Here is a 21,524-nt window from a genome sequence, read left to right on the forward strand (position 1 = left end):
AGAAGTTAAAGACGACAAGAAATAAACCTTGTTAACTAGGCTGTCTAGGTCGCCTAGTGTCGATAAGACTTGTATATGCGGGCGTTTGGGGTAACTCTTACGCCCTCTTTTCGATCAAAACAAAATTAGAATAAGCGGTGAATATGTCCAAACGAGATTATTACGAGGTTTTGGGTATTCCTAAAGATACGTCAACCAAAGACATCAAGAAAGCCTATAAAAAACTCGCAATGAAATACCATCCCGATAAAAACCCGGGAGATAAAACAGCAGAAGAAAAGTTCAAAGAGATAAAAGAAGCCTACGAAATCTTAACTGACGACGAGAAACGTCAGCAATATGATCGATTTGGCCACGCCGCTTTTCAAGGCTCGAGTGACAAAGGTCACCACGATGGTCGCGGGCATTATCAGTCTGGTGGATTTGAAGATATCTTTGGTGGTGCGTTCGGCCGTCAAGGCTTTGGTGGGTTTGGCCGAAGCTCCGGTGGCTTTGGCGGCTTTGATGATATTTTCTCTCAAACTAGAGGTGGACGATCTCAACCAAGCAAAGGGCAGGATCACGAATTCACCTTAACGGTTGATTTTGTCGATGCCATTCAAGGTACGGAGAAAATCGTTGAGTTGCCAGTTAATGGCGAACAGAAAAAAATCAATGTTAAGATCCCACCAGGCATTCGAGATGGTGAAAAAATCCGTTTCTCTAACAAAGGGGCTCCTGGCATCAATGGAGGACCAAACGGTGATCTGCTACTAGTTATCAATACTCGTGATCATGCTTTTCTAAAACGAGAAAAAGATAACCTGTTGTGTACCGCTCATATTGACATGGTCAATGCTGCACTAGGTGGCGAAGTCGAAATCCAAGTCTTAGATAGCCGCTACAAACTCAAAGTCCCTGCCGGGTCTCAAAGTGGTCGTAAATTTAAAATGACGGGCAAAGGCGTGAAAAACCGTAAAGGTGTCACTGGCGACTTAATCGTAACGCTGCATGTTGATACCCCAACCAACCTTACTGTCACACAAAAAGATCTGCTAGAACAGTTCAAGGCGACACTTTAAGCGAGGTTCACCCACAAAACTTGCGAACCTAGTTGCCCGTCTCGATGTCACGATTTATCTTGTAACTCGTGACATCGGAACTGACAGACTAGAACAAACGACGCTTCATTCCCGCCCTTTCCATGATCCGCGTGGTAATTTCTTCTACCGACAAAGACGAAGTGTTGATGTAAGGGATCGCCTCTCGCCTAAACAGGGCTTCGACCGTATCAAGTTCAAGCTTACATTGCTCAGTGCTGGCGTACTCACTGCCCGACATGCGATTCTCTCGAATCTCAGTTAAACGCTCAGGATTAATCGTCAAACCAAACAATTTGTGACGATGAATTTCAAACTCTGGTAACAACCGCATCAACTTGATGTCTTCCGCAATAAACGGGTAGTTGACCACTCGCAAGCCAAACTGCATCGCCATATACAAACTGGTTGGCGTCTTGCCACTACGCGACACGCCAAGCAGAATAATATCTGCGTCTTCTAATCCTTTTAGAGTAATCCCATCATCATGTGCCAGTGTATATTCGATAGCAGCAATACGATCAAAGTAGGTGTCAGAATCTTTCCCTACGCTACGGGAGCGCTGTAATTTAGGTTGAGGCTCCATTTGAGTATCGTCCTGAACTTTTTGTACGATACTCTCCAGTACGTCATAGCAATAGGCAGGGGCTGTTCGAAGTATTTCACGAACATCAGGCAGCACTATTGAGAAAAACACTAATGGTTTAACACCATTGCGCTGGTAGGAAGTTTCTATTTCTTTGACTACATCGGCCACTTTGTCTGCGCTTTCTACAAATGGGAAGGCTTTTTCGTTAGGGATGAAAGGAAACTGGCCCAAAACAACATGCCCAAGCGTTTCACATGTTATGGCTGTTCCGTCAGAAACATAGAATACATCACGACTTTGGTTATTAATTTGCATTTGTATTTAGATTTTCAAAACCACTTGACTAGGATAATCAATATAATATTAACAAATAAGTTCAACTTTCAATTACGTTCACCACAGGTTTGAAATTTATTTCACATTTTTTTCAACCAGAGCGTAAACGTTTGCCTTTAAGTCCCCCTACAAAAGCTGCAATGTTTCTGGAGAAAAAACATGCAAAAGAACACCCTCTGGTTCAATGGTCTATCCATGGATGATGTCGACAAAGTCGGCGGTAAAAACGCTTCACTTGGTGAGATGGTTTCTAACCTAGCCAATGTTGGTGTTTCTGTTCCCAACGGTTTTGCCACTACCTCCTATGCGTTTAATCAATTCCTCGATCACGAAGGGTTAGATAAGCGCATTCATCAACTGCTTGATGAACTGGATGTTGGAGATGTAGAAGCGCTGCGTAAGACAGGTGCCAATATCCGACAATGGGTATTAGATGCCCCATTCCCTGCCAATCTAGAGCAAGATATCCGTGACAATTACCGAGAGCTGACTGAAGGCCACCCTGAGATTTCTGTTGCAGTGCGCTCGTCAGCAACCGCAGAGGATCTACCGGACGCCTCATTTGCTGGTCAGCAAGAGACGTTTCTAAACGTAAAAGGCATTGATGCAGTATTAGAAGCAACTAAGCACGTTTACGCTTCTCTGTTCAATGACCGTGCAATTTCATACCGTGTACACCAAGGCTTTAACCACCGTGGCATCTCGCTATCGGCGGGTATTCAGCGCATGGTGCGCTCGGACAAAGCCTCTTCTGGTGTTATGTTCACCCTAGATACGGAATCTGGTTTCGACCAAGTCGTATTCATCACCTCTTCTTGGGGCTTGGGTGAAATGGTGGTTCAGGGCGCGGTTAACCCTGATGAATTTTACGTTCACAAGCCAATGCTAGAGGCGGGTCAACACCCAATCGTTAAGAAGACCTTCGGATCTAAACAGATCAAGATGATCTACTCAAACAGCCAAGAGATCGGCAAGCAAGTAGACATCATTGATACATCAGCAGATGAGCGCAATGCATTCTCACTCAATGACGAAGAGATCAAAGAGCTCGCCAAACAAGCGATGATCATCGAGAAGCACTACCAGCGTCCAATGGACATTGAGTGGGCAAAAGACGGCATCGACGGCAAGCTTTACATCGTGCAAGCACGTCCAGAGACAGTATGTTCTCAAAGCGAGCAAAACGTGATTGAACGTTACGAGCTAAGCAACAAAGCGGACGTACTGGTCGAAGGTCGTGCGATTGGTCAGCGTATCGGGAGAGGTCCTGTTCGCTTGGTTGACTCTCTAGACCAAATGTCATTAGTGCAAGAAGGCGATGTGCTGGTAACTGACATGACTGACCCTGATTGGGAACCCGTGATGAAGAAGGCTTCGGCAATCGTCACGAACCGTGGGGGGCGGACTTGTCACGCTGCCATTATCGCTCGTGAACTTGGTATTCCAGCAATCGTCGGTTGTAGCAATGCCACTAGCAAGCTGACGGACGGTGAGACGGTTACGGTGTCGTGTGCTGAAGGCGAAACAGGCTGCGTTTACCAAGGTGAGTTGGAGTTCGAAGTGAAACGCTCTGCCGTTGATGAACTGCCAATGCTACCAACCAAAGTCATGATGAACGTGGGTAATCCAGACCGAGCATTCGACTTCGCTCAGATTCCAAACGAAGGTGTGGGTCTTGCTCGTCTTGAATTCATCATCAACAAGATGATTGGTATTCACCCTAAAGCACTGCTGAACTTTGATGCGCAACGCGATGAGTTAAAAGCAGAAATCACAGAGCGTATCCGTGGTTACAAAGGCCCAATCGATTTCTACGTCAGCAAGCTAACAGAAGGCATCGCGACGATTGCGTCTGCATTCTGGCCAAAACGCGTCATCGTTCGCATGTCTGATTTCAAATCGAACGAGTACAGCAACTTGGTTGGCGGTAAAGGTTACGAACCCCATGAGGAGAACCCAATGCTGGGCTTCCGTGGTGCGTCTCGCTACATTTCTCCAGTGTTTGAAGACTGTTTCGAGTTAGAAACCCAGGCAATCAAACGCGTTCGTAATGAGATGGGTCTGAAAAACGTTGAAATCATGATTCCATTCGTACGTACGCCAAGCGAAGCAGCATCGGTTATCGACTTGTTGGCGAAGTTCGACCTACGACGTGGCGATGACGGCCTAAAAGTGATCATGATGTGCGAACTGCCATCCAATGCGGTTCTGGCAGATGAGTTCTTGAAGTACTTCGACGGCTTCTCTATCGGCTCAAACGACATGACTCAGCTAACCCTTGGTCTTGACCGAGACTCAGGTGATGTTGCCCACCTATTCGACGAACGTAACCCTGCGGTAAAAGCCATGCTACAAATGGCCATTGATGCGGCAACCAAAGCAGGTAAATACGTGGGTATCTGTGGTCAAGGCCCATCAGACCACGATGACCTAGCCGAATGGTTGATGGAACAAGGTATCAGCTCTGTTTCCCTAAACCCAGATACGGTTATCGATACGTGGTTAAAGCTAGGCAACGTGTGTAAATAAGCCACTCTTCCCTAGTCAATGACATAGCCCTCAAGCTCCGGTTTGAGGGCTTTTTCTTTGTTCTCCATGTCAAAGTAATGTGAGTTCGTGACTGAATCCCAAGCTATGCCTTCCTTTCGTACTCCCCCTTTCGCTTTTTCACCTAAAATAAAAACAATCCTATTTCATAAAAGAACGGATATATGAAAAAGTCTCTTGCTCTTATCACTGCCTTAACTTTGCTCACTTCTCCGGCTTATGCTGACTGGGATGACATCTCGAACAGCCTCTCAGACCTAGGAGATGCCGTATCTGATACTGCAAAAGAGACTTGGGATAGCACCAAAGAGTTCTCCAAACAGGCTTGGCAAGATTTCACCAATTGGTCTGAAGAAGCGATTAATACCGCAGGTGAATGGACCGATGCCAGCATCGAAACCAGTAAAGAATGGATAGATGCCGCAGACAAAAAAATCGATGAACTGATGGAGGGCGACACACCAGAAGAGGCTCGCCAAGCGATTGACCTCATGGCGGATAGCACTCTACTCAAACTGTTTAACGAGAAACCTGAAGCCAAAATGCTTTACGACAAAGCTTACGGCTATGCGGTGTTTGATTCTCGCAAACTGTCGCTGATGTTTCACACGAATTCAGGCTCCGGAGTTGCGGTTAACAAATTGACCGACAAACGCACTTACATGAACATGTTTGGTGCTGGTGTTGCGTTTGGCGTTGGTGGTAAGTTCTACCAACAAGTGGTGCTGTTTGAGAAAGAAAAAGACTTCAACACCTTTGTTGAAGAAGGCTGGGAAGCATCGAGCGAAGCCTCTTTAGTTGCTGGCGCGGACGGCGAAGAAATGACAGCGCAATTCAACAGCGGCGTTGCAGTCTATCAACTCAACACCACAGGATTGTTGGTTGATGCAAACTTTTCTGGCTCAAAATACTGGGTCAATAAAGAGCTGACCGATTCACAGTAACTTTTCGGACACAATGGTTTATTTATGGGGAGCGATACGCTCCCTTTTACCGTCATTCCACGAACCTAAGTGAGACTAGGAATCTCATACAGTACGCCACCATACTCACCATGTTGCTTTAGCAACGAAATTGCGGATTACTTTGGGACAATAGCCAATCGCGTTATGCTTACCCCAACCTTTATCGAACTCTCGAATCACCATGCCTAACGACGCGTTCAACACTCAGCTTGCAGAGACAATTTTTGCCCTTAACTCACCAAGCTTCACGCCGAAACTGATGCGTGTCATTGGTTCCATATTGAGTTTTGATTGCGCAGTGATCCTTGGTTATCGTGTAGGTAAACACCCTATCTATCTGTATGATTCGATTGAGAATGAGCGCGAGCTACTGTTCCAACGTTATCTCACCACCTCTTTTCAAAACGACCCGTTTTATCAGAAGCTTAACACCAAAAAAGAACAAGGCCTCTTTACGCTCAAAGATGTGATGGGCAAAAACGTCACGCGTAACGATCTCGATTACCAAGCCTACTGCGAGCCGTTCTTCGGACTAACCTGACCACTCATTACCAAATCTGATGGCACTAAGTTTGGCAAAACTGAAGATGGTGCAGTCTGGTTGGATCCAAGTAAAACCTCACCTTACGCCTTCTACCAATTCTGGTTGTCTGCGGAAATGCCGATGTTCACCACTTCTTGCGTTATTACTCCTTCTTAAGCTGCGATGAGATTGCAGTGATTGAAGCACAAGACAAAGAGAGTAAAGGCAAACCGCAAGCACAGCGCGCTAACCTTTTTGGGAACCGGGCCGAATATTCATAGCAAACCTCAAATCTAGCCGCTACCCACTACCCACTACCCACTACCCGTCAAATTTTTACCCACAACCCGACTTAGTTCAAATTCATCAAAACGCAATTGGATGCTGTACAAACAAGTTACTATGGTTAATAAATAAGTGCACAAACTCTGCACATCACCCATAACAGGAGTAAGTATGGATTTCATTGATGGCGTGTTACAAGTCGAGTCTTTCTTGGCGGTTACTTTGGGGATCATCGTATTATTCCTCGGTAAACGTCTGACTCAGGCCAGTAACTTCTTGAGAGAGTTCAGTATTCCTGAGCCCGTTTCTGGCGGAATACTGGTGTCCGTCCTTTTTACTATTCTCCACTATGTTGCCCAAATCGATGTACAGTTTAACCTCGCAACTCGTGATCTTTTACTGGTGTACTTCTTTACCACTATTGGTATCAATGCAAGCCTGCAAGACTTATTCAAAGGTGGGAAGCCTCTACTCATCCTGCTGGCTGTGACCATCGGCTACATGCTGGTGCAAAACCTTACCGGTATCGGTATTGCGACTATGTTAGATCAGCCTGAAGCTGTTGGACTATTAAGCGGCACAGTTTCTTTAATTGGCGGGCACGGAACGGCGATCGCGTGGTCACCAAGAATTGCAGAGATCTTCGATCTTAACACTGCGATGGAAATCGGTATCGCAAGTGCGACCTTTGGGTTGATTCTTGCCAGTTTTATGGGTGGACCTATCGCCAAGCATCTAATTAATAAGCACAACCTCAAACCTGAGCAAGTGGAAGAAATGGATGTGGGGACTGGACAAGATGAATCACAAGTTGCCATTAACGCCTATGACTTCCTAGATGCAATGTTAGCCATTCACGTTTGTATTATTCTAGGTGCCATATTAAATGAAGGGGTAAGTAGCCTAGGTCTAGAGCTGCCACTCTTTGTGACCTGTCTGTTTGCGGGTATTCTAATGTCCAATATCGTTCCTACTTCTTATCCGCGCATAACGGGTACACGCTGGCCCGCTAGAAAACCGGCCGTTGCCCTGATCGCCGACATGGCGCTCGGCGCTTTTCTAGCAATGTCATTAATGAGCATGCAGTTGTGGGCATTGGTCGATTTGGCAGGGCCAATTTTCATCATTCTCGGCGCGCAATTTTTGGTCGCGATATGCACTGCGATTTTCGTTGTTTTCCCACTCATGGGAAAGAACTACGATGCTGCTGTTGTGTGCTCTGGCTTTGGCGGGATTTCATTAGGTTCGACACCAACGGCGATGGCGAACATGTCTGCTGTGGCAAAAAAATACGGTAACTCGCATCAAGCCTTCATTATTGTTCCTTTGGTATGCGCCTTCTTCATAGATTTAGCTAACGCACTTATCATCCCGTACTTTATTAGTTTGATAAGTTAAAATGAAAATACCTAAGCATAGTAAAAATACTTGAATATAAATTATTAAAATAGTGCTAACACTTTACCCCAATGTAAGTAGTATAATACTCCCCCTGAAATATTTTGTTACGTAGTTGGTAACGGTAGAGATAAACATGAACAGCAGCAGATGGGCAGGTTTGCTTGGCGGCACAATCGTTTTATTGAGCACTTTGATTTTATTCGGTTCAACGGTACATTCTGCTTGGTATAACATTCCAATGGAGGCGATAAACGGCATTGCCTTCACTCTTGCATTTGGGCTCGGGCTGAATCATATCCTTGCTTATGTTGCAGCCATCATTACGCTTGTTGCACTGTTCTACCTTGGCTACGTGCTAGGTTACCGAATACACAACAAGTTGAAGCACTAAATTTGCGAAACTTGGAAAAAATGAGATAACAAAGGGAGCCATGATTGCTCCCTTTTTTGATTGTCGCCGTTACTGCAACTCGAAGAGAGGCTGCCATCTCAGTAACCTCACAAACCAAAAACTCCATTGTCACAGGCTTGTTCGTCAACAAAGTGAAACTAGAATCATTGAATTACCATCGGCATCACATCCTAAATGGACAAAGAAAGCAGGCTTATCTGCCATCAATGTAATTTGGCTTCCCTCGCTACTCACTTCAATATGAGCCTTCTCCAGTGGTAAAGTTTTCAGTTCATGCGCATCAACATCTTCATCCAGTTGCCAAACAATAGTATTACTATCCGGAAAGACCGTTTGTTCTAACTGCCAAGACTGTTTCACTTCACCTTGCCAGCTAACCCATTGCAGCTTCGCATCTACACTCACTGCCACCTTGGCGTCATTCAGAGGATGTAAGCTCAGTACGCCTGTGCGTTCTGAGCACACCAAATACTGCGGAGCAAAAAAGCGTTTAGCATGGTAATGAAGCGGCTTTCAACGGCCACTGTATTCCAAGCTCGACCACGAACTCACTGACCAGTTATCGTTGAGCTGCCAATACAACATGCCACGGCATACAGGATAAATCGTACGCCAATGGTCGAACGCGGTTTTTATTGCCATCACTTGTTGCACTTGGCTCAAATACAGCATCGGCTCAAACCCCGCAGGGAAACGGAGGAAAAGTCTCTTTGTTAAATCAATCACTTGCCTGACAATCAGAGGTGAATCGTGAAACGGCGGTTATATATGTATCAGTTTCATGTTACCATCAGCGGCTTTTTGAACATCCTCACACTTTTTAATGTAAATAGTGTGAGGGAAATGCACGGCTTCCGAGCCCTAAAAAGCGAAGTAATTATGTCAAATATGACGAATACCGCCTCTCATGCTCCTATTCAGGAAGCAGACTATTCTGCCATTCATCCCCCATCCCTCGTAAAACGTCTTGAACTCACTAACCCTGTATTTTGGTTAAGTGGAAGCTTCCTCTGTTTGTTTGTCTTACTCGCACTTATAAACGCGCAATCTCTGACTGAAATGGTCAACGCTGGCTTTAGTTACGCCACTCAATATTTCGGTGCCTTTTGGCAAGTTCTCCTTCTTCTCAACTTTCTTATTGGTTTGGCTATCGCTCTCGGTCGTACTGGTTACGTGCGTTTGGGTGGTTTAGCGAGACCAGAAATCGACACTTTTAAGTGGTTATCGATCGTGCTCTGCACGCTACTTGCTGGCGGTGGTGTTTTCTGGGCGGCCGCTGAGCCTATTGCCCACTTTGTTTCTGCTCCACCACTGTTTGGTGAAGCTTCTCCTAAAACGGCCGCAATTAATGCGCTTTCTCAATCTTTCATGCATTGGGGCTTTTTAGCATGGGCAATCCTAGGTTGCCTTTCTTCGGTGGTATTGATGCACCTGCATTATGATAAAGGCTTGCCGCTCAAACCTCGCACCTTGCTTTACCCAATTTTTGGTGACAGAGCGATCAAAGGCTGGATTGGTGATGTCGCCGACGCCTGTAGCATCATCGCTGTCGCTGCGGGAACAATAGGTCCAATTGGTTTCTTAGGGCTTCAAATCAGTTACGCACTTAACTCTCTGTTTGGCTTACCCGACAGCTTCACAACTCAAAGTTTCGTTATTACCGTGGCGATTCTTATGTATACCCTCTCTGCATTAAGTGGTGTTAGTAAAGGTATCCAAATAATAAGCCGTTACAACATCGTTCTTTCAGTTGCTTTAATTGGCTACATTCTATTTTTCGGCCCAACCAGCTTCATCGTAGATGGTTATGTTCAAGGTGTGGGTCGCATGGTAGACAACTTCTTCCCGATGGCGCTCTATCGTGGTGACACTGGTTGGTTAAGTTGGTGGACTGTGTTTTTCTGGGGCTGGTTTATCGGCTATGGTCCAATGATGGCGATTTTTATCGCACGCATCTCACGTGGTCGCACAATCCGACAAATGATCCTGTCAATTAGTATCGCAGCACCGCTCATCACTTGTTTCTGGTTTAGCATTGTGGGTGGTAGCGGTTTAGCATTTGAATTGGAGAATCCAGGATTAATCTCTTCAGCATTCGAAGGCTTTAACCTACCTGCGGTTCTGCTCGCCATTACCTCTGAGCTACCATTCCCAATGATCATCTCTATCTTGTTCTTGGTCCTAACCACCACGTTCATCGTCACCACCGGTGACTCAATGACCTACACTATCAGTGTGGTGATGACGGGTTCAACAGAGCCAGATGCGGTGATTCGCTCCTTCTGGGGAATCATGATGGGGGTTGTCGCTATTGCTCTGATTTCAATGGGTTCTGGCGGTATATCTGCGTTGCAATCTTTTATCGTGATTACCGCAGTTCCGGTGTCTTTCATTTTGCTGCCTAGCATCTGGAAAGCGCCGAGCATCGCAAATCACATGGCGAAAGAGCAAGGTTTGATTTAACCCACTCAAACGAACAAGAGCCCTTGATTGGGCTCTTGTTATATCCCCTCAAACATCCCCAAAATGCCTATTTGAACGATCTCTGACACTATTGGTACCATTCGTGGTCACGACGAAAGCGTGCGATCGGGAATCTTTGGTTACTCCAACCAAAGTGGGTTACAACGCATAAATTCAAAATAAAGTGCGTGACTTCACTACGCTTTTCATTGGTGTCACAAAATTAATCACTTGATTAAATAATGATTAATTTTTCGCATGTCGTATAGAAAATCAGCGTCTTATAATTAATCATACGTTTAATATCTTGAGGATCAGCAGTGACACAAGCGTATCGGCGGGCAGGTAGACCCACCAACCAAATCGATGCACGTGAGAAGCTCATTTATCACGCCAGGGAACTGTTCACTATCATGGCTTATGATAAGGTCTCCACGCGACTTGTCGCGAAAAAAGCCGGAGTCAATGTCGCTATGATTCGATATTACTTTGGCAACAAAGAAGGGCTGTTCGAAACCATGTTGCGTGAGACGCTATCGCCGATGCAAAAGCAAATGCAGGCTTTGGTATCCGATAGCAGCGAAAAAAACTTCCTCGACTTGATGCGCACCTACTATCGCGAAATGATCAAGGTGCCACAGTTCCCACGCTTGATTTCTCAAGTCATGCATATGCCTCCTTCAGACACTCAACGTAAGCTATTAGAGAAAGTGTTTGCTGACATTAGCCAGCCGATGCAAGGGATCCTGTTCGACAAATTGGTTGATAGTGGCGTACTGCGTAAAGACGCCGATCCAAAACTCTGTCGTGTCTCTTACATTAGCTTAATGGTGTTCCCATTTATGGCACCACCCGCACTGCTTGCTATCCACGGTATTGAACTTAACGAGGACTTTCTCAACCGATTGTTTGAGCACAACATACAACTGATGAAACACGGATTTCTAGACTCGGGCGACCGCTATGAAAATGAATAAAAAGCTGCTGTTCTTTCCTGCTCTTGGGGTCGGGATCATCATTCTGTTTCTCGCTATTAACCTCAAGCCAGATCTGCCAGTAAAACCTACTAGAGACAGAGCAAGGTTGGTGGAAACCATTCCGTTGGAACTCCAAGCCATTGCCCCCGTTGCGATCGGATTTGGCAAAGTAGCACCAAAAGTCGAATGGAAAGCCATCGCGGAAGTCACGGGAAAAGTGGTTTACCGTCACCCACGCTTAGAAAAAGGTCAAGTACTGCAATCTGGTACTGAAATCCTTCGTATCGACCCTCTTGATTACGAACTCAAGCTAGTTCAAGCGCAAGCCGATCTCAAATCGGCGCAAACCTCCCTCGCAAAGTTGAATCAGGAAGAAGCCAACCTTAAAGCAACATTAAAGATTGAAGCTAATCGACTCAAAATCGCAAATAAGGAACTCGAGCGTAAGCAGAATTTACGTAAGAAAGGGCTAACATCTCAATCGGATGTCGATCAACAACAGCAAATCGCACTATCACAACGCAAGTTGGTTTTGGATATTGAGAATCAAATTGGCCTAATGCCAGATGAGAAAAAAGTCGCCCAAGCCCTCGTAAAAGTAAACGCATCCAAAGTCGATGAAGCAAAGCGCTCGTTGGATAAAACCCTCATTCACTTGCCATACGATTTGCGTATCGCAGAAGTCGATATCGAGCAAAATCAAGTTGTTAATTTACAACAGATTATGGTGATAGCTCATGGCATCGATATCATGGAAGTGGAAGCACAGCTTTCGATCCATGATATGCAAACTCTGGCCGCTAGCATTGGCGAGTTTACCCGTGATGAATCAGGCATACCACAACCGGATACCGAATCTATCCATGCGTTTATTGAACTCAACAGCGGTAATCTCTCCGCTCACTGGCCAGCCAAAGTGGCACGAATCAGTGAAACCGTCGATCCCAGTCAAGCCACTGCAGGCGTCATCTTAGAAATCCAGCAAGATTATCGATCGCTGACCCCGACTTCTGCACCGCCTCTCGTCAATGGCATGTTTGTTCAAGCGCGTATTGAAGGTCAGGAAAACCCAAGTTGGGTGATCCCAGAGCGTGCGCTTCATGGTGATAAGATTTATCTCATGGGCGAAGATAACCGACTGCAAGTCGTTACCGTTGAAATACTTTATCGTCGTGACAACCAAGTCGTGATTGATGGTGAACTAGAGCAAGGGCAAAAGTTGATCATTAATGACTTATTGCCTGCGATCAACGGCATGTTATTGAAAGAAGCGCCACAGCAGTCTGAAGCGGTTATCGAGGAGTCTGATTTATGATTCGATTCTTCGTCAAACACCCTACTGCCGCAAACTTGTTGATGTTGACGCTGCTGGTCTTGGGTATCTCTTCTCTCTCTACCATCAAGCGAGAAACCTTTCCGGAATTTGACCCACCTTATATCATGGCTGGCGTGGTCTACCCTGGCGCATCCCCGCAAGAAGTAGAAGAAAGTATCTGTGTGCGCATGGAAGATGCCGTCGACGGGTTGGCCAATATTGAAGAAACGCAATGTGAGGCCATTGAAGGCTCCGCTCGTTTGATCTTAAAGTTAAATGAGAAAGCCGATATCGGACGCATGCTGGTCGATGTGCAAACTCAAATCAATTCAATTAATGACTTTCCTCAGGAGATTGAATCCCCCATGGTGCAGGAGTTGGATTGGAATGAGCCTGTCGTTGATGTCGCGATTACCGCAAATACCACTTGGCCGGAGCTGAAAGACTACGCCGAGCAGCTTAAACGGACGTTAAAGCGTGATTATGACGTTTCCCTTGTTGACGTTGCAGGCTTTTCCGATCACCAATATCGCATAGAACTGGATACACAAGCCATTCGTCAACTAGGGCTAAGTGTGGGTGATATTGCGACGCAAATTGGGCGTCAAAACGTCAAACTCCCTAGTGGTAATGTTGAAACGCCGGACAAGAACTTTCTGATCCGTTTTGATGAACGGCGTATTACCCCCGAAGCACTGGAAACGATTGTCGTCGGCTCTGGGCCAAATGGTTCCATCATTCGCCTACGAGATATCGCAACCATTACTGACCGTTTTGAGTTAGATGAACAAAAGATCCTCTTTGATGGTCATCCTTCCGCACTACTTAAAGTGAGTAAAAACAAAGAAGATGACGCGCTTAGAATCAAAGCGCGCGTGGTTCAATTTGTCGAGGAACAACAAGCCATTGCCCCTGATGGTGTTACGCTACAACTCACCAACGATCTCTCTTCCGTTCTTTGGGATCGCCTAACCATGATGGTGAAGAATGGTTGGCAGGGTATTGTATTAGTGTTTGCCACTATGTGGCTATTCTTCAGCTTTCGCTATTCCTTCTGGGTTGCCGCAGGATTACCCGTTGCCTTTTTGGGAGGCTTATTCTTAATGGCGCAGCTAGGACTATCCATTAATATTATGTCCTTGGTCGGTCTTCTTATGGCGATCGGTATTATGATGGATGACGCCATTGTGATAGCGGAATCCATTGCCTCCCACCTTGACCGTGGGGATGACATAGACAATGCGGTCATTAACGGGGTGAAAAAGGTACTCCCCGGTGTAATGTCCTCTTTTTTAACCACGGTATGTATCTTTGGCAGTTTACTGTTCTTAGACGGCGAGATGGGCGCCGTACTCAAGGCTGTGCCGCAAGTGTTGATATTGGTATTAACGCTTAGCTTGATTGAAGCGTTTTTGATTCTGCCAAATCACCTTTCACACTCACTACACAAACAAAAGCAAGACAAATCGACCGCTAAATTTAAGCAAAAACTGCTGGAACGTTTTGAGAACTTCCGTAATACAACCTTAGTAAATGCTGTCGACAAAGTAATTGTATATCGCTATGGCTTTATGGGCGGTGTCATCACTTTATTATTGATTTCAGCCTCAACGTTAATTGGTGGCATGCTCAAGTTCCAACCGTTTCCTGAGCTTGATGGTGATATCGCAGAGGCGCGTATTATTCTTCCCCCGGGCTCCTCACTATCTCAAACCGAGGCTGTGGTAGATAAGATAGTCGCATCCGCGCAAAAACTGGACAAAGAGTGGACGCAGAACGTCGAAAATGGCACTCCACTGGTTTTACACATTACCCGTCAGTTTAACACCAATGCCGACGCCAATGAGTCAGGCCCACACATTGCGACAGTACGCCTCGACTTGTTAGGAGCAGAAAGCCGTAACACTCTCATCGATGATTTCATTACGGCATGGCGCGAAGACATCGGTGAACTTGCCGATCCTATTTCTCTGGTATTCAAGCAACCCACAATGGGGCCTGGAGGAAGAGCAATAGAGATCCGCGCGAAACATGATGATCTAGAATCGCTGAAAGCCGCGTCCATTGATATTCAACAATACCTGAATGAGTTTGAAGGTGTGCACGGCATTTTGGATGACATGCGTATGGGTAAAGAAGAAGTATTAGTTAAATTACGCCCGGGAGCAGAAACATATGGGATCAATGGCCAATTGATTGCCAACCAACTTCGGGCAGCGTTCTTTGGCCAAACCGCAGATGAAATACAAGTTGGGGTCGAAAATATATCAATCGAGGTCCGTCTTGATAAGATTCAAGCCGGCGATTTACAGCAATTGGCAAACTTCCCCATTTTCTTATCAGATGGGAGCCAGATTCCATTAGCGACCATCGCCACGCTAGATTTCCAGCGTAATTATGTTCGTATTCAACGCATTGATGGCCTTCGTACCATCAGCGTTTTTGGGGATACCGACAATACTAAAGTCAACTCTACCGCCATCATTCGCCAATTCCAGCAACAAGAAGCACCGAAGTTAATGCAAAAATACCCTGGGTTACGTTTTGATTTCGAGGGTGAAGCAAAAGATACTGCAGAAACTGGGACCTCGATGGGTAAAGGTTTTTTGCTCGGTTTGTTTGGTGTCTTCGCGATACTAAGTTATCAGTTCCGTAGCTACCTCGAACCTTTTGTTGTCATGCTTGCGATCCCATTGGCTTTCATTGGCGTGGTGTGGGGGCACATACTACTCGGACACTCGCTCAGTATGCCAAGCATGATGGGCTTTGTTTCCCTAGCAGGTATTGTGGTTAATGATTCTATTCTGTTGGTGCAGTACATTCGGCACCACATAGATGAAGGCGATAGCGTTCATGACTCCGTAGTAAAAGCGAGCCGTGAACGTTTTAGAGCCGTATTTCTAACCTCAATGACAACGGCGGCAGGCTTGTTACCTCTGCTGACGGAAACTAGCTTACAGGCACAAGTGATCCAGCCCCTAGTTATATCGATCGTATTTGGTATTTTTGCATCAACACTACTTGTATTATTTATGATCCCGGCCGCTTACGCCATCCTGGCGGATTTTGGATTAGTTCATAAGCACGAAGAAATCTAGCCGTAGCACAAGCGCCCTTATCTAAACAGCGTCGTTTCCGTCGCTCTATGTTGTTTAGAGTTAAGGTTAAACACGATTAATTAACCATTAGGCAAGGGCTGTGTTGGCCTATACAGAAATATGAAAAAAATGCAGGTGTTAAAAGTTATATAACCAATGCATTTATGCCAACAGAATCATTAGCGATTGCATTATAAAAATAAGAACGAACACCACCAAAAATGAATAGACACCGGATATGGTGCCCTTTTTCGCCCGTGAAGGTTGTGCTTCACGGGCTTTTTCTGGCTACACCCCAAGTGGCGCACAAAAAAGCCAGCCCCAATTCGGCTGGCAAACAGAGCAACAAGGTCAACGTTTACTGCTATCTAAAGTTGAACTCGTATCGGATACGTCCTCATTGGTCACTCTTCCTTGCAACCAAATCAGAAACGCATTCTTCAGAGGTTACGACTTACTCGCCTCTGCCTCTTGGCACTTGATCTTTGCCAATTGTGCTTGCTGTTCTTTAATATGCTTAACAATACGCTCGTCACGCTCATCGATAGCATCCATGTTCATTTGTTGAATGTCCGCAACGGCCTCATGCTTCATCGTTTTGAATTCTTGACGCAAATCTGCACTCCACTCATCTCTGTCTAGAGTGTTAGCAGTAGCGATTGGTGATGACATTACAGCAATAAGACCTAGAGTAGAAAGAAATACGCTTTGCATAGTAAGCTCCTTAAGGGTTAGCAGTTCATTGGGTTGCACTTTATACTTTGCACATAGAGTGCCAACTTTTTTACCCCTTAAATATCAATAATTTACCTTTATCAGTGATTTTTGCCAACATCCTTGATGGCGAATTTCACACTATAGGCGTTAAATTAACCAGCGAAATTCATGAATAACTATCCATTCATACCGCTTATAGTATAGACCGTCTTTACTGACTCGCTTACCACCAATAAAAAAGCAGCCTAAAGGCTGCTTTGGAAAACTGGGTAACTCTGTAAGGAGCTAGCGGCTAGTTTTGTATGCTTTCTTTGCCAATAGCATCCGATTCTTCTTTCCCAAGCTTTTTGATAATTCGCGAAAAGAAGCGCTTGGTCGCGCGGAAAATATTTTTTATGTCTTCCAACATCAAATACAAACACGGTACCAAAATCAAAGTAAGTACGGTTGCAAACAACACCGCGAAGCCTAGTGCGACCGCCATCGGGATAACAAAGCGAGCTTGCAAACTGGTTTCGAACATAATAGGCAATACACCAGCAAAAGTGGTAATAGACGTTAGTGTGATCGCACGAAAACGCGCACACCCCGCTTCTACGACTGCTTGTTTGATGCTCATGCCCTTTTCTCGAACTTGATTGACGTAATCAGTCATGACCAATGAATCATTAATAACAACGCCTGCGGCGGCTATCAGGCCAAAAGTCGACATCATACTGATATCCATGTCCAACCAGAAGTGCCCCCAAATCGCACCCGTTAAACTAAATGGAATGACGGACATGACAATCAACGGTTGGGTGTAACTCTTCAATGGTACCGCTAACAAGATGTACACAATGATCATGCCGGCGATAAAGAATATGATCTGTTCATTACGCTGGGCGGCCTGCTCTTCAATATCACCACCTAATTCCGTTTTTACGTTTGGGTACACTTTCTGAAGGTCTGGCAAGATATTCTTATCGATGATCTTAACCACTTCTTGCGGTTCAACCAACGCTTCATCAATCGAGCCATAAACATAAACTGTCTGATAACCGCCTTCACGACGAATGGTACTCACACCGGGTTGTTCACTGATGTTAACCACATCACCAAGCATTACTTTCTTGCCTGCGGGTGTGGTGATCACCGCATAACGCAACGATGAATATGCTTCTCGAGTCAGTTGTGGATAACGAACCATCACTTTGACCTCTTCGCCGTCACGAATAATTCGCTGCGCTTCGCCACCATAGAAGCTCCCACCCACTTGCTCTGCAATTATTGTGAGATCCAAACCAAGATCGTACGCGACGGGCGCAAGGGAAAGTAGAACTTCTTTGCTGCCAGAATCAATAGAAGAGGAGACATCGTACAGACCTTCTTCTTGCTGTAAGCGATCAATCAAATAGCGACCCGCTTCGTTGAGCTCACTAATATCTGAGCCAAACAACAAGTAACCAAATTCATCACGATCACCGCCACCACCACTTTGCTCACGGATTTTGAAGCTCTTCATCCCCGGGATCACTGGCATTGCTTCTCGCCAGCGCCTTGCAAGTTCAAAGGTATTGAATGGACGCAGTTCCTCATCGACTAACGGGACAAGAATTCGACCTTCAGTGCGACTACGATTGTAAGAAAGCACATCCCGAATCATCCCTTGGCCGTGTTCATTGATGGTCTGAGCCTCAATATCTTGCATCACTCCCTCAATGGTTTTTAGCGCACTGATGGTCTGTTCACTTGATACCGTATCGTTCATTTCGATCGTTATCGCCGGGAAATCCGTTGGTACTTTTGGATTTGGGATAACACGAACATGGTTAGAATTTACCAACGCTGCACTGACGAGCAACAAACCACAAAAGACCGCAAATACCGTCCAACGCCAGTGCGTACAAAGCGTCACAAAACGACGATAAGGACCATTGACGAAACCAAAGAAACGCTGGTTGAAGCGCTCACGCCAACTGCCAGGTTGAATGGGTTGAAAGTTGGTATGTGCTAGGTGGGCAGGCAGAATCAATTTCGATTCAATTAAGCTGAAGATCAAACACAGAATCACGACGCCAGCGATGCCGTAAAAGAAGGCGCCATCAATGCCGCTTGAAAGCAAAAATGGTGCGAATACCGCAATAGTGGTTAAAACACCAAACGTCGCCGGGGTTGCCACTCGTTTAACGCCGCGAACCACATTATCAACACCACCACCTTTTTCCTCAATTTCACTGTAAGCACTTTCACCAGTAACGATCGCATCATCAACGACAATGCCAAGCACCATAATAAAAGCAAACAACGAAATGATGTTCACCGTAATTCCGAGCGCAGGCATCAGCATAACCGCACCAAGGAAACACACAGGGAGACCGACCATGACCCACATCGCCAAACGGAAACGCAAGAAGATAGACAGCATGATCGCTACCAATGCAGCACCTTGCAATAGGTTCTTCAACATCATGTCGAGGCGACCATTAAGGTAATAGGTCATATCAACAAGAATTTTGAGCTGCATGTCATCTGGGAGTGTTTTATTCTTCGCCTCAATATAGTGATGAACCGATTCCGCCACTGGGATAATATTTTGATCTCGGGTCGCTTTCACTGCCATGTAAACCGCGTTTTGCCCGGAATACTCAAAGTAACGCTGCTCTTCAGTAAAACCGTCCTTGATCGTTGCAATATCTTGCAGCAACACCTTCGCACCATTCGCGCCTAACTTAACGGGAATGTTACGGAACTCATCGCCACGGTAGTACTGGTTTTCAATACGAACCGCGATCATACCTGAATTCGTTTTTACCTCACCCGCAGAAAAGTTAGCCGAATAGCGACGAATCGCATTACTGATGTCATTTAGCGTGAGGTCATACTTACGTAAGATCAAAGGATCGACCTCAATAGCAATCTCTTCTTCCGGTGCGCTTAACTCCACTAGCATGACGTTGTTCAGTTGCAATAGCTCATCTTCAACTTGCTTAGCGATCGGCTTGAGTTCTTCAAGTGGTCTATCTCCCACCAAACTCATTTCTATCACTTCCTGACGCCATTCCGCTTGGTAGACGTTCATCGGTTCCATGCCTGCTGGCAAGTTAGAAATGGTGTCGATACGTTGTTTTATGTCATCAAGAACGTCTTTAATGTCTGCATTCACGTCAACTTCAATCGACACATGAGCACTACCTCGAGAAGCACGCGCAACGGTCTTTTTGATACCCGTAACATCTTTGATCGACTCCTCGACTTTTACCAAAATGCTCTCTTCGATCTCTTGAGGAGAAGCCCCCGGATAAGCCGCACGCACGTTGATGTAGTTAATTTCGATATTCGGAAACATCTGGCGCTGGATGAATATGAAACTCACAATGCCCATAATGATAATGAACATCATCAACAAGTTCGCTGCCACAGAGTTATTGGCAAAGTAGGCAATGATGCCCTTTTGTTTAGTCTCTTCCATGATTGACTCCTACTTACTGCACGACGGTTTCGGAGTCGTTATTCTTTTTTGCGACTTGGACAACCATACCTTTCTGTGGGTACTCTGGCAGTGTCAGAACCAACTTATCAGATTGCTCTAAACCTTCACCAACGAGCAGAAACTCCCCTTCAGCACGAAGTACATTGACCACACGAGGCTGAAGCTCATTTTCACCGTTAACCACCCACACCGTGCGGTTTTTCACCAACTCTTGAGGAAGGCGATAGATATGTTTGAGCTCTTTACCCGTAAACCTAACCTCGACGTAAGAGCCAAATTTAATCGGTGCTTGGCTGTTATTCAAACCGTAAGGATCTTGAACTTGAATCACCATATTGATCATACGCGTTGCGCTGTCGATCATGCCCAAATCACGAACAACTTTACCTTCACGTGTCGTGGATAAAATCCCTTGCTGAGTAACCGTAGCATCAAGATCATCGATGGCTTCTGGCAGAAAGGCGCTATCGAAACCCGCAATCGGCACATGAATTTCCGCCACTTCGATATTATTCAGCGTTGCGACGCGCGTTCCTGAAGACACATATTGACCAACACCAATTTCACGCTCTACGACTAACGCATCGTATGGAGCGATCACTTCACAATTGTCTAAGTCACGATTAGCACGCTTAAGTGCTGCTTGTGCTGATTTGACCTGAGCTTGTGCACTCAGCACTTGGGGCTCACGTAAATAAAGGTCCGTCACCTGTTTGTCGCTGAGTTTTTTTGCTTGTCGCTTAGCAACTTCAGCTTTCGCTTGCTCTTCAATTAACTTCGCACGAGCACTTGCTAACCCGGCTTCAGCTTGTAATACCGCAGCCTCATAATTGTCACTTTCTATCGTGAACAACACTTCGCCGCGTTTAACGATTCCGCCCGTGACAAAGTTGGGGTGCCAACTGACCACCTCACCGCTGACTTGCGCTGCAAGGTGCGTTTTTTCGAAAGGAACCATCTCGCCGTGACTCGTGATGACAACCTTATGGTCAGTTGGGAAAAGAGAAGAAGTTTGCACCATTGGCTCAGTGACTGGGGTTTTCATCGACTCTTTTTCTGGGGCCGTCGCCGCGATCGCCGCGTAACCCGCATAAGAGCCACCAACGACGACGAGGGGTAAAAGCCAACGTAATACTGGTTTTGTTAACATCAAAAATCCTTTTTTATTGTTGTATTCACCTACCTGTCCCACATTGTGATTAAGCGTTCAACCTTGTCAAAGAGCGTTCCGCTCAAAAACTTGACCACTCATCCCCGTGAACAATCGGTGAGATAGCTGCATCTGAAATAGACAATTTTATAAGAGAGCCGCACTGACACTTAGTTTGTGAACTTCAATCACAAA

The 21,524-nt window shown here is 45.7% G+C and carries 14 protein-coding genes and 2 pseudogenes; 11 read left to right on the forward strand and 5 right to left on the reverse strand.

The window, feature by feature from the left end:
* Positions 1-143: 143 nt before the first annotated feature.
* On the forward strand, positions 144-1,061 hold the full coding sequence (locus tag AK966_RS10380; protein ID WP_099079680.1) for a DnaJ C-terminal domain-containing protein: 918 nt from the start codon (positions 144-146) through the stop codon (positions 1,059-1,061).
* 88 nt (positions 1,062-1,149) lie between these two features.
* On the opposite strand, the gene AK966_RS10385 is transcribed toward AK966_RS10380, so the two are convergent.
* Entirely contained in the window at positions 1,150-1,983 is an 834-nt protein-coding gene (locus tag AK966_RS10385) for a pyruvate, water dikinase regulatory protein (RefSeq protein ID WP_099079679.1), read from the reverse strand.
* A gap of 180 nt (positions 1,984-2,163) precedes the next feature.
* Between AK966_RS10385 and ppsA the strand changes: the two genes are divergently transcribed.
* The 6 genes and pseudogenes from ppsA to AK966_RS10415 all read left to right on the forward strand — a co-directional run bounded on the left by ppsA (position 2,164) and on the right by AK966_RS10415 (position 8,116).
* Positions 2,164-4,533: a phosphoenolpyruvate synthase gene (gene ppsA / locus AK966_RS10390; protein ID WP_119464093.1), complete on the forward strand. Its 2,370-nt coding sequence runs from the start codon at positions 2,164-2,166 to the stop codon at positions 4,531-4,533.
* A 182-nt stretch (positions 4,534-4,715) separates the two neighbouring features.
* A complete protein-coding gene (locus AK966_RS10395) occupies positions 4,716-5,495 on the forward strand; it encodes a hypothetical protein (protein WP_099079677.1) in 780 nt (259 codons plus the stop codon).
* A 202-nt stretch (positions 5,496-5,697) separates the two neighbouring features.
* Positions 5,698-6,054: pseudogene (locus AK966_RS10400) on the forward strand (LuxR family transcriptional regulator); the annotation flags it as partial.
* Between the two features lie 9 nt (positions 6,055-6,063).
* The gene (locus AK966_RS20440) at positions 6,064-6,216 is read left to right on the forward strand and encodes a hypothetical protein (RefSeq protein WP_409119919.1); all 153 of its coding nucleotides are present in this window, start codon (positions 6,064-6,066) and stop codon (positions 6,214-6,216) included.
* A gap of 279 nt (positions 6,217-6,495) precedes the next feature.
* Positions 6,496-7,722, forward strand: a complete 1,227-nt coding sequence (gene gltS, locus AK966_RS10410; protein WP_099079676.1) for a sodium/glutamate symporter — start codon at positions 6,496-6,498, stop codon at positions 7,720-7,722.
* Positions 7,723-7,858: 136 nt separating this feature from the next.
* Positions 7,859-8,116, forward strand: coding sequence for a hypothetical protein (locus AK966_RS10415; protein WP_099079675.1), 258 nt, complete (start codon positions 7,859-7,861; stop codon positions 8,114-8,116).
* Here the strand turns inward: AK966_RS10415 and AK966_RS10420 are convergent.
* Positions 8,046-8,839: pseudogene (locus AK966_RS10420) on the reverse strand (glycoside hydrolase family 2 protein); the annotation flags it as partial. The gene AK966_RS10415 and the pseudogene AK966_RS10420 sit on opposite strands and share 71 nt — an antisense overlap.
* Before the next feature lie 177 nt (positions 8,840-9,016).
* Here AK966_RS10420 and AK966_RS10425 point away from each other — a divergent pair.
* The 4 genes from AK966_RS10425 (at position 9,017) to AK966_RS10440 (ending at position 15,990) form a co-directional block, all read left to right on the forward strand.
* On the forward strand, positions 9,017-10,600 hold the full coding sequence (locus tag AK966_RS10425) for a BCCT family transporter (RefSeq protein ID WP_182852653.1): 1,584 nt from the start codon (positions 9,017-9,019) through the stop codon (positions 10,598-10,600).
* 320 nt (positions 10,601-10,920) lie between these two features.
* On the forward strand, positions 10,921-11,577 hold the full coding sequence (locus tag AK966_RS10430) for a TetR/AcrR family transcriptional regulator (protein WP_099079674.1): 657 nt from the start codon (positions 10,921-10,923) through the stop codon (positions 11,575-11,577).
* Positions 11,564-12,892 (forward strand): efflux RND transporter periplasmic adaptor subunit, encoded by a 1,329-nt coding sequence (locus AK966_RS10435; RefSeq protein WP_119464095.1) that lies wholly within the window; start codon positions 11,564-11,566, stop codon positions 12,890-12,892. Before AK966_RS10430 ends, AK966_RS10435 begins: the two co-directional genes overlap by 14 nt.
* Positions 12,889-15,990 carry an efflux RND transporter permease subunit gene (locus AK966_RS10440; protein WP_099079672.1) on the forward strand — a complete coding sequence of 1,034 codons (3,102 nt, stop codon included), beginning with the start codon at positions 12,889-12,891 and terminating at the stop codon, positions 15,988-15,990. The genes AK966_RS10435 and AK966_RS10440 overlap by 4 nt, the downstream gene beginning before the upstream one ends.
* A 447-nt stretch (positions 15,991-16,437) precedes the next feature.
* Here the strand turns inward: AK966_RS10440 and AK966_RS10445 are convergent, their stop codons facing one another.
* The 3 genes from AK966_RS10445 to AK966_RS10455 form a co-directional block, all read right to left on the reverse strand.
* The gene (locus tag AK966_RS10445; protein WP_099079671.1) at positions 16,438-16,704 is read right to left on the reverse strand and encodes a hypothetical protein; all 267 of its coding nucleotides are present in this window, start codon (positions 16,702-16,704) and stop codon (positions 16,438-16,440) included.
* 295 nt (positions 16,705-16,999) lie between these two features.
* A complete protein-coding gene (locus tag AK966_RS10450; protein WP_099079670.1) occupies positions 17,000-20,158 on the reverse strand; it encodes an efflux RND transporter permease subunit in 3,159 nt (1,052 codons plus the stop codon).
* A gap of 13 nt (positions 20,159-20,171) precedes the next feature.
* Positions 20,172-21,329, reverse strand: a complete 1,158-nt coding sequence (locus AK966_RS10455) for an efflux RND transporter periplasmic adaptor subunit (protein ID WP_099079669.1) — start codon at positions 21,327-21,329, stop codon at positions 20,172-20,174.
* Positions 21,330-21,524 lie beyond the last annotated feature (195 nt).

The sequence above is a fragment of the Vibrio sp. PID23_8 genome, from assembly GCF_003584965.1.
Classification (GTDB): domain Bacteria; phylum Pseudomonadota; class Gammaproteobacteria; order Enterobacterales; family Vibrionaceae; genus Vibrio.

Excerpts from the sequence above, each read along its gene's own strand:
- AK966_RS10425 (WP_182852653.1), top strand. The coding sequence starts at position 9,017 with ATGTCAAATATGACGAATACCGCCTCTCATGCTCCTATTCAGGAAGCA.
- ppsA (WP_119464093.1), top strand. The coding sequence starts at position 2,164 with ATGCAAAAGAACACCCTCTGGTTCAATGGTCTATCCATGGATGATGTC.
- AK966_RS10445 (WP_099079671.1), bottom strand. The coding sequence starts at position 16,704 with ATGCAAAGCGTATTTCTTTCTACTCTAGGTCTTATTGCTGTAATGTCA.
- AK966_RS10385 (WP_099079679.1), bottom strand. The coding sequence starts at position 1,983 with ATGCAAATTAATAACCAAAGTCGTGATGTATTCTATGTTTCTGACGGA.
- AK966_RS10415 (WP_099079675.1), top strand. The coding sequence starts at position 7,859 with ATGAACAGCAGCAGATGGGCAGGTTTGCTTGGCGGCACAATCGTTTTA.
- AK966_RS10455 (WP_099079669.1), bottom strand. The coding sequence starts at position 21,329 with ATGTTAACAAAACCAGTATTACGTTGGCTTTTACCCCTCGTCGTCGTT.
- AK966_RS10450 (WP_099079670.1), bottom strand. The coding sequence starts at position 20,158 with ATGGAAGAGACTAAACAAAAGGGCATCATTGCCTACTTTGCCAATAAC.
- AK966_RS10380 (WP_099079680.1), top strand. The coding sequence starts at position 144 with ATGTCCAAACGAGATTATTACGAGGTTTTGGGTATTCCTAAAGATACG.
- AK966_RS10395 (WP_099079677.1), top strand. The coding sequence starts at position 4,716 with ATGAAAAAGTCTCTTGCTCTTATCACTGCCTTAACTTTGCTCACTTCT.
- gltS (WP_099079676.1), top strand. The coding sequence starts at position 6,496 with ATGGATTTCATTGATGGCGTGTTACAAGTCGAGTCTTTCTTGGCGGTT.
- AK966_RS10435 (WP_119464095.1), top strand. The coding sequence starts at position 11,564 with ATGAAAATGAATAAAAAGCTGCTGTTCTTTCCTGCTCTTGGGGTCGGG.
- AK966_RS10440 (WP_099079672.1), top strand. The coding sequence starts at position 12,889 with ATGATTCGATTCTTCGTCAAACACCCTACTGCCGCAAACTTGTTGATG.